This window comes from Tianweitania populi (genome assembly GCF_014652875.1).
GTDB classification, from domain to species: domain Bacteria; phylum Pseudomonadota; class Alphaproteobacteria; order Rhizobiales; family Rhizobiaceae; genus Tianweitania; species Tianweitania populi.
Map to the genome: position 1 here is coordinate 217,715 of NZ_BMZQ01000003.1, position 14,641 is coordinate 232,355.

Annotated in this window: 13 protein-coding genes and 1 pseudogene; 10 read left to right on the forward strand and 4 right to left on the reverse strand. The window is 57.8% G+C overall.

Features of this window, described 5'->3' with window-relative positions:
- The first annotated feature begins 242 nt into the window (after positions 1-242).
- Both IE166_RS17440 and IE166_RS17445 read left to right on the forward strand, forming a co-directional pair.
- A complete protein-coding gene (locus tag IE166_RS17440) occupies positions 243-521 on the forward strand; it encodes a type II toxin-antitoxin system RelB/DinJ family antitoxin (protein ID WP_189506444.1) in 279 nt (92 codons plus the stop codon).
- A 13-nt stretch (positions 522-534) separates the two neighbouring features.
- A complete protein-coding gene (locus tag IE166_RS17445; RefSeq protein WP_244641552.1) occupies positions 535-813 on the forward strand; it encodes a type II toxin-antitoxin system YafQ family toxin in 279 nt (92 codons plus the stop codon).
- Between the two features lie 281 nt (positions 814-1,094).
- Here the strand turns inward: IE166_RS17445 and IE166_RS17450 are convergent, their stop codons facing one another.
- Positions 1,095-1,334: a helix-turn-helix transcriptional regulator gene (locus tag IE166_RS17450; RefSeq protein ID WP_189506448.1), complete on the reverse strand. Its 240-nt coding sequence runs from the start codon at positions 1,332-1,334 to the stop codon at positions 1,095-1,097.
- Between the two features lie 122 nt (positions 1,335-1,456).
- On the opposite strand from IE166_RS17450, the gene IE166_RS17455 reads away from it, so the two are divergent.
- Complete coding sequence (locus IE166_RS17455; RefSeq protein ID WP_189506450.1) at positions 1,457-2,098, forward strand: hypothetical protein; 642 nt, start codon at positions 1,457-1,459, stop codon at positions 2,096-2,098.
- Between the two features lie 213 nt (positions 2,099-2,311).
- Here the strand turns inward: IE166_RS17455 and IE166_RS17460 are convergent, their stop codons facing one another.
- From IE166_RS17460 to IE166_RS17470, 3 genes are read right to left on the reverse strand one after another with little or no spacing between them, the layout of a single operon-like run.
- Positions 2,312-2,659, reverse strand: coding sequence for a hypothetical protein (locus tag IE166_RS17460; RefSeq protein WP_189506451.1), 348 nt, complete (start codon positions 2,657-2,659; stop codon positions 2,312-2,314).
- On the reverse strand, positions 2,656-4,320 hold the full coding sequence (locus IE166_RS17465) for a type IV secretory system conjugative DNA transfer family protein (protein WP_189506453.1): 1,665 nt from the start codon (positions 4,318-4,320) through the stop codon (positions 2,656-2,658). Before IE166_RS17465 ends, IE166_RS17460 begins: the two co-directional genes overlap by 4 nt.
- Complete coding sequence (locus tag IE166_RS17470) at positions 4,317-4,622, reverse strand: mobilization protein (protein WP_189506455.1); 306 nt, start codon at positions 4,620-4,622, stop codon at positions 4,317-4,319. Before IE166_RS17470 ends, IE166_RS17465 begins: the two co-directional genes overlap by 4 nt.
- Positions 4,623-4,911: 289 nt before the next feature.
- Here IE166_RS17470 and traA point away from each other — a divergent pair, with 289 nt between their 5' ends.
- From traA to IE166_RS17500, 7 genes and pseudogenes are all read left to right on the forward strand, one after another.
- Positions 4,912-8,490, forward strand: coding sequence for a Ti-type conjugative transfer relaxase TraA (gene traA / locus IE166_RS17475; protein WP_189506457.1), 3,579 nt, complete (start codon positions 4,912-4,914; stop codon positions 8,488-8,490).
- A gap of 13 nt (positions 8,491-8,503) precedes the next feature.
- The gene (locus IE166_RS17480; RefSeq protein WP_189506459.1) at positions 8,504-8,875 is read left to right on the forward strand and encodes a DUF6118 family protein; all 372 of its coding nucleotides are present in this window, start codon (positions 8,504-8,506) and stop codon (positions 8,873-8,875) included.
- A gap of 342 nt (positions 8,876-9,217) precedes the next feature.
- Positions 9,218-9,557 (forward strand): annotated as a pseudogene (locus tag IE166_RS20970) (Tn3 family transposase); the annotation flags it as partial.
- A 46-nt stretch (positions 9,558-9,603) separates the two neighbouring features.
- Entirely contained in the window at positions 9,604-10,683 is a 1,080-nt protein-coding gene (locus IE166_RS17485) for an NAD-dependent epimerase/dehydratase family protein (RefSeq protein ID WP_189506461.1), read from the forward strand.
- Positions 10,684-10,703: 20 nt separating this feature from the next.
- Positions 10,704-11,642, forward strand: a complete 939-nt coding sequence (locus IE166_RS17490) for a glycosyltransferase family protein (RefSeq protein ID WP_189506463.1) — start codon at positions 10,704-10,706, stop codon at positions 11,640-11,642.
- Positions 11,642-13,510, forward strand: a complete 1,869-nt coding sequence (locus tag IE166_RS17495; protein ID WP_189506465.1) for a methyltransferase domain-containing protein — start codon at positions 11,642-11,644, stop codon at positions 13,508-13,510. The genes IE166_RS17490 and IE166_RS17495 overlap by 1 nt, the downstream gene beginning before the upstream one ends.
- A complete protein-coding gene (locus IE166_RS17500; protein WP_189506467.1) occupies positions 13,507-14,568 on the forward strand; it encodes an acyltransferase family protein in 1,062 nt (353 codons plus the stop codon). The genes IE166_RS17495 and IE166_RS17500 overlap by 4 nt, the downstream gene beginning before the upstream one ends.
- Positions 14,569-14,641 lie beyond the last annotated feature (73 nt).

Sequence of the window (14,641 nt, forward strand, 5' to 3'; positions counted from 1 at the left end):
ATTAGAGCTCGAAGCGGACATTCGCTGCGAGCCCCATGAATGACCGCAATGGGGTCGATTGCCGTCTGACCGCTGTTGGGGTTAATGGCGGCTGAATCGCTTCGCTGAGGGGACGTTGTCGCCTACGCAGAATGCCCTCTTCTATCGATTTGGCCCAGCTCAGCTCAGATTTGCATTTGGTCGCTCATTGATTGTGTTGCTCAACCGAGCTACAATCTCGCTTGGAAAGGAGGCCCCTACCTATGGCTTCTAACGCATTTGTACGTGCTCGTATCGATGAGCGACTTAAAGACGAAGCTTCAGCGGTCTTGTCGGAAATGGGGCTTACCGTGTCCGATGTCGTACGGATGACTTTGACGCGAGTTGCTCGGGATAAGGCTCTGCCGTTCGACTTGAAGGTGCCGAACGCTGAGACACGCGGGGCAATGGAGGAATCTCGCGCCATGATGAAGGCTCATCGCGCGCGATTTAAAGATGGACAGGAAATGTTTGATGCCCTCGACAAAGAAATCCGTAGGTAGCAAACGGGCTTCGATGCCTAGAACGGCAGACTACGCAAAAAGCTTTGTAAAAGACTGGGATCGGCTTTCGCGTTCTGGGCGCTACAATATGCGCCAACTCAAGACTGCCATGCTGCAGTTGATCGGCAATGATGAACCTTTAGGTCCGGAGTGGCTAGATCATCCATTAAAAGGCGATTGGGGGGACCATCGGGAATGCCACATCGGAGGCGATTTTCTGTTGATCTACCAGGTGGAGGACGACAGCATCGTTTTCGTGCGTGCTGGTACCCATGCTGAACTGTTCGAGTAACGGCTAGGTTCCCTGCTTAACTTCTATGCCTTCCGAGGCGAGCATCGCGTGCCAAATACTGAAAATAACGAACAATTTTAGAAGAAGGCAGAGCGGTGGATGGACGGACGGATCCTAGGATGCGCTGTGTAAATCCCGTTGCCTCAACTGCACCTTGCAAGCTGTACGTTGCCCAGCACACATGATCATGACGAACTTGCCCTTGTTAATGTATGGCGAGCTTCTCGTTCCAATTAATGCTTAATGAGCTACAAACCTCGGGCGTCTTCCCTTAGCTAGTTCTATTCTGAATAGCGCGCCAAACGAACACCAGGCCCGCCGCCATTAGCAGGGAGAAAGTCAACTCCCGCCGCTTCCAAAGACAATTTGATAGCTTGGCAGATCGACGGTGAAACCGGTCTGTCTCCACGTTCAAGTTGCACCACAGTGCGTAAGCTCACGTGTGAGAGGGCAGCTAGATCCTGTTGAGTTAGAGCAAGAAGCCCACGAGCTGCACGAACCTGAGCAGGAAAATGTTTCATAGGCTCAAAGCAAACCCGGTTGCACAAAAAACGCAAATATGCGCATAATAAGCAGTCGACTGTGCGCGTGGTTGCAACACGCGCACAGTCTAACCACACCCAAGCTACAAGGAGCTCGGATCATGGCTGGGATTACCAATACCACGAGATTTGCCTGCGTCACGCGCCGGGTCGCATTATGGGGCATTGCTGCTGCTGCTGCTGCGCCACAAAGTGCATCTGCAAATGCCCTAAATCACATATCTCTCTATGCGGCGGCTCCAACTGACCCAGTCGCTTCGCTTTGGCGCGAATGGGAAGCCGTGCATGAGAGGGTTCAGCATCTCAGCCGTCGGATGCAGGAGCTTGAGATTGAACTTGCCGAGCGGACGGACTGTTTGGGGATGAGGGTTACGCTTCCAGGGGAGGGGCCTGTTCTTCTTTACTCGCATGAGGCCCTTGATCGTCTGGTTGGTGACCGGACGGATGTGGATGAGATCCGCAGGCAGGCAGCAGCCGAGCTTGATGAGCGGCAAGCTCGCTTTGAGGCAGTTGCGGATGACGTCGAGTACTTCTCCACCATGAAGGCGGAGCAGGGCGCATTCAAACAGGCAGAGGCTTTGTTGGACGCGATGGCAATCACTCAGGCGGCTTCGCTCGCCGGTGTTGCGAACAAGCTCGAGGCCGTGTCTCGCTGGGGTGCGGCGTGGGACGAGCATCCCAAGGAGTTTCCCTGGCCGCAGATTCGATCAGCGCATCAGGATCTGGTTCGGCTTGTTCTGTAGGCTGCTGGCATTGGTGCCCTCGACAGCGAGGGCTCGTGATTGTCCGTCACCTGCCCTGCACGGCGGACAGTGAACGATCTCAGCCAGGGTTGGCCGGACGCTTTGCGGGAACGGAGTGTATGGCTAAGAAGGCCGGTCAGGGATCGTTGGTTGGGCAACACCCTTGACCGGTTTTCCGGGCCTTCCATCTGCACGAAGGAGCGGCGTGCGCCCCTAGTGCACGGTCTGTTGGCAGGACGGCAGGAACCTCACCGTCTCATCGACGAGTTTGCGAAGCTTTCTCCATCCACGCAGGTTCTTTTCGGCGACGCGTTCTTCGATCGCGGCAAGCATCCATCCAGCGCTGGCGATCTCCCCGGCAATGTCGCAAGTGTTGAACCTTTCTGAGCAGGCGATGATCCGAGGTCGAGCATCGCCTCGATCGAAGGGGATCCCGGCGATCAGCTGGCGTCCGCGCTGGTAGGCACTTGCGATGCGCCGTCGTTCAGCCTCGTTTCCACTGAGGATGACGCTGAGGGTAAAAGCCAGCGTTTCAGTCAGATCCTTGGTTTCATCATTCATGCTGGATCGAACAATCCTTTGAACTCTGGATCCGCGTAATAGGCGAGCTTGCCGGCGATAATCGGCCGCTGTCCCGCAAGGAACAACAACTGGACTTGCGGTGCCATGTTGCGCACTTCATCCGGCGTGAGCAGCGGCCGTCCTATGTGTTGTTCGCCAAAAGAGATACCGGATTTCTCGGAGTCGAGCGCGCGGCTCATGGTCTGGAACACGACGGTTTCCTGCCCGAGCAGATCGGACACCAGCCGAGCGCTGTCGTGATCGTTGACACCGAAGACCTGGAGGACGCCGGCGTTCGACAGGAAGGTGCCGGCGCGCTGACCGTAGGTGGCGCGAAGCTGGTGCACGTCCTGCAGGATCGGCCAGAGCTGAACGCCATAGCCAGCCATGAGCCCCATCGCGCGCTCAACAGGCGCCAGATGGCCGAGGGCTGCAAACTCATCAAGCAGGTAGAGCACAGGCACATCCGGTTTGGAAGGATCGCGCGCCATGTCGATCAAACTCTGCGAAACGAGCAGCCGCAACCATCGGGAGTAGGTGGCAAGACGATCAGGCGGCAGCACAAGAAACACCGACACGTTGCGCCGTTTAAGATCGGCAAAGCGGAAGTCGGACCGATCAAGCACGGCCGTCATGCGCGGGCTGTCCAGAAAGTGCGTATGGCGCTGCGCGGCCGACACCACACCGGCAGCTTCCCGGTCGGACTTGCCAAGGTGACGGTTCGCTGCGCGTGCGACTAACCCAGACACCGCGGTTGATGCCTGCATGTCCTTCAAGAGCTTGGCAAAGGCTTCCGGGGCGAGTGTCAGATACTCGCGCACCGTCGCGAGATTCCGCCCGGCTCTCGGCTGCTCGGCAACAACATGGAGGATCAGGCCGGCGACGAGCGCTTTTGCTTCTTCATTCCAGTGCGCTTCACCGCTCATACCAGGTTCGTCGAACACGAGAGCATCGGCCAGGGTGCTGGCATCTTCCGCGACATTGAGGCCGTCAGGATCAAGCGCGTCAAGTGGGTTGAAGGCAGCAGACCGCAAACTTGTAATGCCAAAAGGATCGAGCACATGCACAGGCCCAAACCTCTCACGGGCCCGCCCAGCGATCCTGGCGTTCTCGCCCTTCGGATCGATGCAGATCACGGACCGATCGGCAACAAGCAAGTTCGGTATAATGGTTCCAACACCTTTGCCGGTGCGTGTTGGCGCCATGGTCAGTAGATGAGCCGGACCGTCGTAGCGAAGCAGCTTTTTTGTTTTGCCATCGCGGCCGATCAGAAGTCCGGAGGGGGAGCGGGCGAGGGGAGCCACTTCCTTGTCGGAGGAGAAGCGGGCCGAGCCGTGGGTATCGCCGTCCGTTTCACCGAAGTGGATGATCAGGGGATTGGTGATCAGGCGGAACAGAACGGCGATCAGAATGAGGGGCAGGATGATGTCTAAAGCCATCATCGGAACACTGCCCTGGCCGAAGCCGATGGCATCGAGGCCCATTGCTCCACCTAAACCGACAACGAGGGTGATGATGCCGAGAAAGACGATGGCTTGCACGATCGGTTTGAACGCGCGAAACGGCGCAAGAACGAGGGCAGTCAGCGCCCATACCGGATCACTAACGGCCGCGCGCAGCATGTTTTTCAGCGCCGCCCATGCTTGTGTTGCCTGGTTCATGATGTCGTCTCCCCGGCTGTGTTTGCTGGAGCTGCATTGGCACCATTGCCGATCAGATCGCTGAACAGGGCCTTGTCATTGTCGCGCGTGAGAAAGCCCGGCAGTTCCCTGTTCAGCCATTCACGAAGGCGATGGGCAAACTCCTCGTCCTTGCTGTTCTCCAGCCGATGCAGAACGAAGGCGCCAAGCAGCACCTTGCGGCGTGTGTCGTTGGCACGTTCCTGTTTGGACAAGCGCGCCTTCAGAGCAGAGCGTTGCGCTTCCAGCTCACCCAGGCGTTGTTCAATGCTCTTCCTCGCCATGATCAACGTCCCGGCAATGCTGAGATCCGTGCTTTGATGATCTTTGTCGATGTGTTGTGCGCATCGAGCGGTGGGTGTCGGCAGCCATTTGGTCCTCCATCAATCGTTGAAATCGTGGCGTCAGGATTGGCCAAGCTCAATCCCGGTATTCAGGGATAGCGGCGTCGATGCAGGCCGATACCGTGGCTGCTCGAGTGAAACGAGGAAGTCACAAGGGCGCAAATACGGGTCATGCTGACCCCTTGCGGCGCTGGCGCTGGGCTTCCCGAGGACAAGGAGACAAACGGCTTTGGCGATCTTCTATTGCCAGATGTCTGTTGTCTCACGCTCCAGCGGCCGCAGTGCGGTTGCCGCTGTTGCTTATCGTTCCGCCGCGAAGCTGACCAACGAACGCGATGGCCTGACGCACGACTACACGCATCGCGGCGGCGTGGAGTATTCGGAGATTGTTTTGCCGCAAGGTGCGAACGCCGAGTGGGCTCTTGACCGGTCAGCTTTGTGGAACGCTGCCGAGCTGGCAGAAAAGCGAAAAGACGCTCGAGTGGCGCGCGAGTTCGTGCTGGCATTGCCGCACGAGCTATCTGCAGAAAAGCGGTCATCTTTGACGCGAGAGTTCGCTAGGGATCTTGCCGATCGCTATGGTGCTGCCGTGGACTTCGCGATCCACACACCGCACCGCGACGGCGATGTCCGCAACCACCATGCTCATGTGTTGGTGACCACGCGCCAGGTCACCGCGGAAGGTCTAGGCGACAAAACCTATATCGAGCTTGCCAACAAGGAGCTTTTGCCGCGCGGACTGGCGACCACGCAGATGCAGCTGGTGGATATTCGCCGCGGCTGGGAAGGGATGGCAAACCGAGAACTGGCGAGCGCTGGTCTGGATGTGCGGATCGATCATCGTTCGCATGCCGAGCGCGGATTGGAGATCGAGCCAACACAGCATATGGGCGTCGCTGCGACACAGATGCAGCGCAAAGGCGACCTTGTGGAGCGCAGCCGGCTCGATGCGGATGCGGCCAAGCGCAATGCCGATTTGATCGGGCAAAAACCAGAACAGGTTCTTTCGCTCATCACCAACGAGAAGAGCGTGTTTGATCGCTACGATGTGGCTCGGACGTTGCATCGGTATGTCAACGATGATGCGCAGGCTTTCGAGAACGCTTTTGCGAAAGTTATGGTATCACGCGAGCTAGTGGAATTGCAGGCGGCGCGCACTGACGCTGAGACAGGCGCAGTGTCGCTTGCGCGTTATTCGACCCATGAAATGATCGCCATCGAAACCGGCATGATCGAAAGCGCGCAGCAGATGCACGCGGCCCACGATCATGGTGTCCATCGGCAGCATGTCGGTCAAGCACTTGCAGCCCAGGATGCCGCCATACAGCGGAGTTCCGGCGATGCATCTGCACGGCTGTCGGACGAGCAGAGGAGGGCGATCGAGCATATTACAGGGCCAGAGCGGATCTCTGCTGTTGTTGGCTTTGCCGGTGCTGGCAAGTCCACCATGCTCGCGGCAGCACACGATGCCTGGGAGGCACAAGGCTACAAGGTTCACGGCGCAGCCTTGTCTGGCAAAGCGGCTGAAGGACTTGAGGAAAGCTCCGGCATCCAGAGCCGCACGCTGGCGTCGTGGTCGCTCTCCTGGGACAACCCGCAGGGTGGGGCGAAACACCAGCTTAGTCGCGGCGATGTGTTCGTCATCGACGAAGCCGGCATGGTGGGCAGCCGTCAGCTTGCCCGCTTCATTAGCGAGGCCGAAGTGCGCGGCGCAAAGATCGTTTTAGTCGGCGACCATGAGCAACTGCAGGCAATCGGGGCCGGGGCTCCATTCCGTGCAATCACGCAAGAGATCGGCCATGCCGAGTTGTCTGAAATCCGGCGGCAGCGTCTGGACTGGCAGCGTGAAGCATCGGTCGCTTTTGCTACGCACCGATCGGCTGAAGGGCTGGCGGCTTATCGAGAGCGCGGCGACATTCAGTTCAGCAAGAACGGCGAGGAAGCCCGAGCCGGGATCGTGCGCGATTATCTAGCCGACCGCGATGAGCGGCCTGACGGCACCCGCGTTGCGATGGCGCATCGGCGGGCCGATGTTCGCGCCCTCAACGATGCGATCCGCACTGAGCTGCAGGAGCGTGGCGAACTGGCGCGAGGCGAGGGCGCTGACGCACGAACCTTCCAGACCAATGACGGCCAACGCGAGTTCGCTGCCGGAGACCGCGTCGTGTTCCTTCAGAACAATCGCGATCTGGGCGTGAAGAACGGCATGCTCGGAACGGTGGAGCAGGTCGAAGCCGGCCGGCTGGGCACCGGTCCGAGCATGATGGTTCAGCTCGATGGCCGTAATGGCGATCGCATCAGCGTGCCGATGAGCGATTACCAGGCGATCGACCACGGCTATGCCACGACCATCCACAAGAACCAGGGCGCCACGGTCGACCGCGCCTATGTGCTGGCGTCGGCTACGATGGACCGGCATCTGACCTATGTCGCCATGACCCGACATCGCGATGGCGTGCAGGTCTACGCGTCGCAGGAGGAGTTCAGCAAATCTGGTCCTGGCAGCCAAACCGGCAAACTGGTGCAGCATGGTGTTGCGTCCTACGAACAAAAGGCGGGCAACCGCGACAGCTACTTCGTCACGCTGGAAAACGATCATGGGCAGCGGCACACCACATGGGGCGTCGGTCTTCAGCAGGCCATGAAGGAGGCTGCGCCTAAGGTCGGCGACAGGATGGGCCTTCAGCATGTTGGTGCCGAAACGGTCCGCTTGCCCGATGGCGCGGAAACACAGCGCAATGTGTGGAAGGTCAGAGATGCCGGTGAACTGGCCTATGACCAACTCGAGAAGCGTCTTTCGCGCTCGGGGGCAAAGGAAGCCACACTCGACTACACCAAGGGCTTTGCCGAACGGCGCGGGATCGCAGAACGACTGGGTGTCGGTAGCGAGATAGAGGTTCCACCGGGACAGGTGGCGCGCGACCATGTCGACCCGCGTACAGAGCGGAAGGTGACGGTTGAGGATCATTCGCTTGCGCGCGGATCCTCGCAGAAGCCCGGTCCAGATCTTGCGCGTGAAAACCAAGGTCGTCCTAGGCAGGATCCTCCTGGTAATCGTTCCAGCGTTGCGGATCGGAATGGCGTCGCTGGTACGGATGCGCCGAAGGCCAAGCCACAAAAACGCAGCATGTTTGACGGCCTGAAGCTCCCAGTCAGCCGCGGTGTTTCCCGAGAGCGGAGCATAGCCTCGCTGGGACAGCGCACGGGAAAAGAGGAAGCAGATCGATTTGCCGAGCGCACTCGGCCCATGTCCAGCTTTGAACAAGCCATTGATCATTATGCGCGTGCGTTCAGCGCCGCTGACAAGCAGCTTAACCAAGGGCTGCCGCTTCTCGAGATGCAGAAGCAGGAGCTGCAAGGGGCAAGGCAACAGCTCGAGCAGGTGCGGCCGGGCTCGCACGACCTGATCCGCTCGGCCTTACAGCATGATCCGGAGATGAAGGACGTCATCGCCAATCATGCCGGCCGCGATCGCGTCATCCAGCTGGTAGCCGGCATGGAGCGGGAGCGAGCGGCGCAGGCTGACCCACATGTTCGAGCGGAGCGCTTCGTACAGCAATGGCAGAGCTTGCAAGCTGAGCGCCAGGAGCTTCGTGGTTGGAGCAACGAAGAGGCGCGCGACAAGGTCGAGAACCAGATGCGCACCATGGCAAAGACACTGGAGCGCGATCCCCAGGCTGACGCTGCTTTGCGCAGGCGGTCTCAGGAGCTTGGGATCAGGTATCTGCGCCAGGATCAAACCATAGCTCGTGAAATGGAGCGAGAACTGTCGCGGAGTCGCGATCGCGACCGCGGTATGGAACGCTAGGAGGGAAGGCGACATGGCGGATAGCCAGTACGATGACCAAGAGGACCTCGATCCAGACGTCTTGAACGTCGAAGACGCCAGTGATCCGGCCGCCGCCGCTTTCGAGGCGTTTAAGGCTACAGTAGAAACCCTCGCCGTCGATCTAATCCGCGAAACGGCGACCATCCGCAACGGCTTCGAGTTCGCCCTCGATAAAATGGAGCAGCGGCGCGCGCCGGTTGCTGGAAAACCGGATCGACAGTCAGCGCTGGGAACTCGAACGCGCAATCGTGGAGCGGACAAAGGCTCAGGAAAGGGCGGAGGAGGCCGAAAAGAATGGCAAGGGTGCAACGGCCGCGGTTGCGCGCCTCAAAGGCTTCCTGGCCAGCAACAGCAAATCCCCTAAGGAGTCCTTGAAAATGGGGTCGTGGCAGTACGCGAGCGCATCAATGCGGACTGGCGGCAGCACTCGGACAACCCGAACCGCAAGCTGAGCCTTAGCCTGAACAGGAAGAGGCCAACACTCCGCATTGGTCTCCAGGAATGTAAACCGCTTGCCCATCTTTAAGGCCCGCTTTGGGGGAGCGGACCGGGCTGGCTAGTCGTAGTGGTGCGTGTGACATCGTTCTTTAGCTGTCGCAAGCAATGGTTTTGCACGTACGATTGCAACAGTCATCCGAAGTAGCTTGAACCGTCCCGGGACTGCCGGAAGCTGTTTCGTTTAGTCACGCTGCCATGTCTGCGGTGGCGTGCCAAGATCGACCTCAACAACAAGGGCGAGGCCCCCATGCTTTCAAGCATGCGCTGCGTATCGGTCGCCAAGGTGAATCTGTGACCGAACCACCGAAGGCTAACATTAGGATCGGTGGTCTAGATCTGCTCTGCACAATCATCATCTACTGGAAAACTCTGCATCTCGGCTAAGCGTCGCTGAGCGACAAAAGCGCCAAAATGAAGGACTTGATGTATGCCCGAACTTCTGGCGCACATATCCTCCGCTGGGTTGGGCATTTTTGACCGGCGAATATCACTGCCAGCGCTGCAAGCGCTTGGAGCGGATTTTTGCCCCGGCCGGAACCGACCCTTGAAGTAGCACAAGCTTCACTTTAGGGGAGATGTCGAAGGAGTTTCCGTATGGCCGAGCATTGCATTCTTATTACCGGCGGCGCCGGCTTCATTGGTATTGCTCTGGCCGATCGGCTCACAGGTCGGCCAGGTTCAAGATTGGTCGCCTTGGACAATCTGCATCCACAGATCCATCCATCGGGCAAGCGCCCGCCATTGCTGCATGAGGAAGCCGAACTTGTCGTTGCAGATGTCTGCGACAGTGTTGCTTGGGACGATCTCCTCGCTCGTTTCAGCCCAGAGGTTGTCATTCATCTGGCGGCGGAAACCGGGACCGCTCAATCACTTGACGAAGCTTCCAGGCACGCCAATGTCAACGTGACCGGCACGGCCGAAATGCTGGACGCCCTGTCACGCAATCGTATCCAGCCCCGACTGATTGTTTTAGCCTCCAGCAGGGCTGTCTACGGTGAGGGCTTGTGGCAGACCGAACAAGGGACGAGCTTTTACCCAGAGCCGCGCACTCATGTCATGCTAAGTTCGGGCAAGTGGGATCCGGACGGGCCAAACAATCTGCCTGCCCAGGCCCTCCCTCACGCGGCAACAACGACGTTCCCACGGCCGTCGAGCATCTATGGCTCGACCAAGCTCGCTCAGGAGAACATCCTTTCCGCCTGGTGCGGAGCACGTGGTGTTCCCTTGACGATATTTCGCTTCCAGAACGTTTATGGACCGGGTCAATCGCCGTTCAATGCATACACAGGCATCATCAACATCTTTCACCGTTTAGCTCGCAAAGGAGATACCATCCCTGTCTACGAGGATGGTCAGATTGTTCGCGACTTTGTCTTCATCGATGATGTAGCAGATGCCGTTGTTGCAGCCGTTGATCTTCCTGATCCGTATACAGGGATCATCGATGTCGGTACCGGCACTGCGACGACGATCCAAGCGGCAGCGGAAGTTATCGCCGAACTGAACGGTGCTCCAGCCCCAGAGGTCTGTGGCAAGTTCCGTGATGGTGATGTGCGGAGCGCCGTTGCCGATATCACCAAAATGGTAGAGCTGCTCGGAGTTCGTCCGACGGTAGACTTCCGCGAAGGATCAGCCAGGGTCGGGCAATGGCTCGTGGCCAATGGGTACGCCTAAGCGTGCTAGGAACCACTTTCATGAACGTGCAAACGCTACAAGGCCCCTACCGAAAGCCGAACACCCACCTCCGGATACAATCGATCTTGTATCTCAATGATCAGGTGGATGTGGAGCGTTCGATCCAGAACATCCACCGAGCGTGTGAACTTGCCATTTCGGATGGCTGTTGCGGCCGCATCACCCTCGCTTATGGCGATTGTTCGCCGTCGCCCGTTCTCGACGACAAATTTTTGAAGGAGTGGGGAGAGAAGTTCGCGTTGCCCCTCAATTTGGACTACCACCACTTTGGGGAAAACCTGGGTTCCGCAGCGGGGCATAATCGCTTAGCTGGTCTTTCCCAAGATGGCGATTTTCTTTTGATTGAAAATCCTGATGTTGTTCCGTCTCCACGCCTGTTCGAGGCTCTTCTAGAGCCATTTCGTCTTCCCAATGTCGGAATGGTGGAAGCTAAGCAGCTGCCGATCGAGCATCCGAAAGACTACAACAAAGCAACTGGCGAAACTGACTGGGCGACCACTGCTTGTGCCATGATCCCCCGAGCGGTCTTCGACGAGCTGGGTGGCTTCGATTCTCGAAGCTTCTTTCTTTATTGCGACGACGTAGATTTTTCCTGGCTTGTCCGTGAAGCGGGACTGAAGGTCATATTTCAGCCGTCGGCAACGGTCTTTCACGACAAACGCTTGTCATCGCAGAACGCGGGATGGCAGCCGACCAATGCCGAACGCTACTATTCCGCAGAGGCTTCGATGATCATGGCGCATAAATGGTCACGCGCCGATCTCGTCCAGAAATACCTAAAGATGTACCAGGCGCACGGCGACGACTTCCAACGAAAAGCGGCGGAGGCTTTCGTGAAGCGGATGGACGAGAACAACCTTCCGGAACCACGCGATCCCAAACACCGGATCGGAACGTTCACGGGCGACCTATACACTCAACATAGATACAAACTCTGATGCTCAACGATCACGTCAGCTACGACAATGCTTTTGAGCATGATAATGTTTACGGCCATGCCGTCGAGTTGCTCGGACGTCATTTGCAGCCCAGCCAGGAGGAGGGAGCGAAAGTCCATCTCGACGTGGGCTGTGGTTTCGGTCGGATTGCGGAAGTTGTCCGCGATCGCTTTCAACTGCATTATGTCGGTATCGACGCCAATGAAGCAGGTCTCGAGTCACTACGGGATCGAGGGTTTGAATGCCATCGCGGGTTCTTCGAGGATTTTGAGAACACGCTTGCGCTCTTGCGCGGCTTTGTGGGTTCGCGTCAACTGGCTTCGGTGACGTTTCTCGATACGCTTGAGCATCTCCCTCACGGCGACGCGATGCTCCGCGCTATCGCCGCCCTCATGCAGCCGCATTCGGCCATTCTCATCGCCAGTGTTCCCAATGTCACCCACCGGGATATTGGGTCGAAATTGGCGTTAGGACGTTGGGACTACACACCTGACGGCCTTCTGGACCACACCCACGTTCGCTTGTTCAGCGAGGCAAGTCTCCAGCGTACCATGCGAGCCGCCGGGCTACATCAGGTTGGTGGGCTCGACGTGGAGAAAGCGATCAGTGATCAACACTTTCCCCAAACTCATCCAGCGCTTGCTTCAGGTACAACGCTTCGCGAATTGTTTGATCACCTCGGTTCGCGTGCGAGCCGAGTGACCAAGGTCAATCAATTTGTCCGCGCATATCTTAGCGGACCGGCGGCGGAGCCCACCGCCTTTCTCGCCACAACTCAGGAGAAGCGGCCCTTTCTGAGTGTTCTGACCCGAACTCAGGGAACGCGGCCTGAATGCCTCGTCGAGGTTCAGACATGTCTTGCCGGCCAGACGGATAGCGATTTCGAGTGGATCGTGGTTGGTCATAAGCTCAATACCAAGCGTCAGAAGCAGATAGAGCGTATTCTCGATGCAGCTCCGGAAGCGCTGCGGCGGCGTACAAAGCTGGTTCTTGTTGATAGCGGCAACAGGACCCACCCTCTGAATAGAGGCTTTGAGGTCGCTTCCGGGGAGTACGTGTCCATCCTCGACGACGACGACATCGTTTTTGGGCATTGGATAGAAACATTTAGAGAGCTTTCTACCAAGCATCCCGGTCGGCTGTTGCGCGCTGTCAGCGTGAGACAAAACATCGAACGCGTCCAAACGGGTGGACGCGCTGCGATCCGAGCAGTGGAAACATTGGAGAAACTCTATCCATCCTCATTCGATCTGTTCGAACATTTGCGCGTCAACAGCACGCCTCCGGTATCGGTCGCTTTCCCGCGGGGACCATTCTTTGATCTCGGGATCCATTTCGATGAACAACTGACGACCACCGAGGACTGGGACTACATCCTTCGCGTGGCCTTGGTTGTCGGCGTGGCAAGCAGCGAGAAAATCACATCAGTGTATCACTGGTGGGACGACAATCATCAATCGTCGCGTACCGACCACGCTCAAACAGAATGGCAGCAAAACCACGCCTGGATCTTCCAAAAACAAGACTCGGCGCCGCTACTGCTTCCGGCGGGGAGTTCGAGGCTCATCCGGCAGCTTCTGGACGAACGCGATGAACGGACCCCCTGTGGCTCCTTTCAAGCAGGTGACGCTCGGGACTGGTCGCATGCACTCAGCGAGGTTCTGATGCTCTTAGCATCCACCTCTTGGCAGCTCACCAAACCGCTTCGCCTTGCATCGCGGCTATGTGGCGCTCCTTCGGAGATCAAGCTCCAGCAACTGCCAATGCTTACAACCCAACAGTTGCGGGACATCGGCGATACGATTCGGCATTCGCGATCTTGGCAATTCAGCGCTCCTGTTAGGCGACTAAAGGGCTTCAAGGGATGAACCAAGGGCGGGTAGTGCATCGCGACAATTTTGCTGCTCTGCGACTCCTGGCAGCCAGTGCAGTCATTTATGGCCATGCGTTCTACTTGACCGGACAAACGTCTCCAGGGCTACTTTACAGTCCTGTGGGCACAATTGCAGTGAAGGTGTTCTTCGTGATTAGCGGCTTCCTCATTACGGAAAGCTGGGATCGCGATGCTAATTTGCTTCGATATATGATCCGCCGTTCCCTGCGGATATTCCCCGCTCTCGCTGTTCTCGCCCTGCTGACTGTAGCTGTTGTGGGACCCCTATACACGTCTTTGTCCGTGGCCGAATACATGGCCGCAGAGGGTACGCGTCACTACCTTTGGAATATTTTTCTTTTCCCGGTCTACGCGCTGCCGGGGGTCTTCACCTCGAACGTTTATCCGGTAGCAGTGAACGGTTCGCTGTGGACGTTGCCGGTTGAGTTTTTCATGTATCTCACCCTGCCGTTCGCCCTTATGTTCGATCGGCTGGTCCGGTTTTCCCTTCCGATCATTTCGGTAACGGTGTTTGGCTTGGCCGGGGTGCTCGGCACAATGCCGGCGTCGGAACCACTTGTGATCTATGGCACGAGCTTGCCTGCAGCGAGTGCCATGGCTCCCTACTTCCTAGCAGGAGCGACCTTTCGACGTTATCTGGACTGGATCCCGCTGAACCTTCAATGCGGTATACTTGCGGCTTTCTCTGCGCCGTTCATTACAGGCTCGCCGCTCCTTCAGGAAACCTGCTTGTTTGTGCTGCTGCCCTATGCCGTCCTCAGCTTTGCAAAAGCGCCTATCCCGGCCTTCGCAGCAGTCGACCGCGTCGGCGATCTTTCTTACGGTATCTATCTTTATGGCTTCGTCGTCCAACAATGTGTCGCCGTGACGTTCAAGACAGATGGGCAACCTAGCCTTAACGCAATTATCGCTCTCCTCGTGTCCTGCGGATTGGCAAAACTCTCCTGGCACTTCGTTGAAAAGCCAGCGCTGCGCTTAAAGCCCAGGTCACTCGGAAGTTTTAGGCCTAGCCTGGCTGGCATCCAGCCATAAAGCGGTCTCGACGCCGCGAGCGGCTCCCGCTGAGTGGTCCAGTCGGAAATTAGTCCAGGGTAGGTCTTTGCAC

Bases quoted from the DNA above. Each gene is read 5' to 3' on its own strand.
- IE166_RS17440 (WP_189506444.1), top strand. From the start codon at position 243: ATGGCTTCTAACGCATTTGTACGTGCTCGTATCGATGAGCGACTTAAA.
- IE166_RS17445 (WP_244641552.1), top strand. From the start codon at position 535: ATGCCTAGAACGGCAGACTACGCAAAAAGCTTTGTAAAAGACTGGGAT.
- IE166_RS17450 (WP_189506448.1), bottom strand. From the start codon at position 1,334: ATGAAACATTTTCCTGCTCAGGTTCGTGCAGCTCGTGGGCTTCTTGCT.
- IE166_RS17455 (WP_189506450.1), top strand. From the start codon at position 1,457: ATGGCTGGGATTACCAATACCACGAGATTTGCCTGCGTCACGCGCCGG.
- IE166_RS17460 (WP_189506451.1), bottom strand. From the start codon at position 2,659: ATGAATGATGAAACCAAGGATCTGACTGAAACGCTGGCTTTTACCCTC.
- IE166_RS17465 (WP_189506453.1), bottom strand. From the start codon at position 4,320: ATGAACCAGGCAACACAAGCATGGGCGGCGCTGAAAAACATGCTGCGC.
- IE166_RS17470 (WP_189506455.1), bottom strand. From the start codon at position 4,622: ATGGCGAGGAAGAGCATTGAACAACGCCTGGGTGAGCTGGAAGCGCAA.
- IE166_RS17480 (WP_189506459.1), top strand. From the start codon at position 8,504: ATGGCGGATAGCCAGTACGATGACCAAGAGGACCTCGATCCAGACGTC.
- IE166_RS17485 (WP_189506461.1), top strand. From the start codon at position 9,604: ATGGCCGAGCATTGCATTCTTATTACCGGCGGCGCCGGCTTCATTGGT.
- IE166_RS17490 (WP_189506463.1), top strand. From the start codon at position 10,704: ATGAACGTGCAAACGCTACAAGGCCCCTACCGAAAGCCGAACACCCAC.
- IE166_RS17495 (WP_189506465.1), top strand. From the start codon at position 11,642: ATGCTCAACGATCACGTCAGCTACGACAATGCTTTTGAGCATGATAAT.
- IE166_RS17500 (WP_189506467.1), top strand. From the start codon at position 13,507: ATGAACCAAGGGCGGGTAGTGCATCGCGACAATTTTGCTGCTCTGCGA.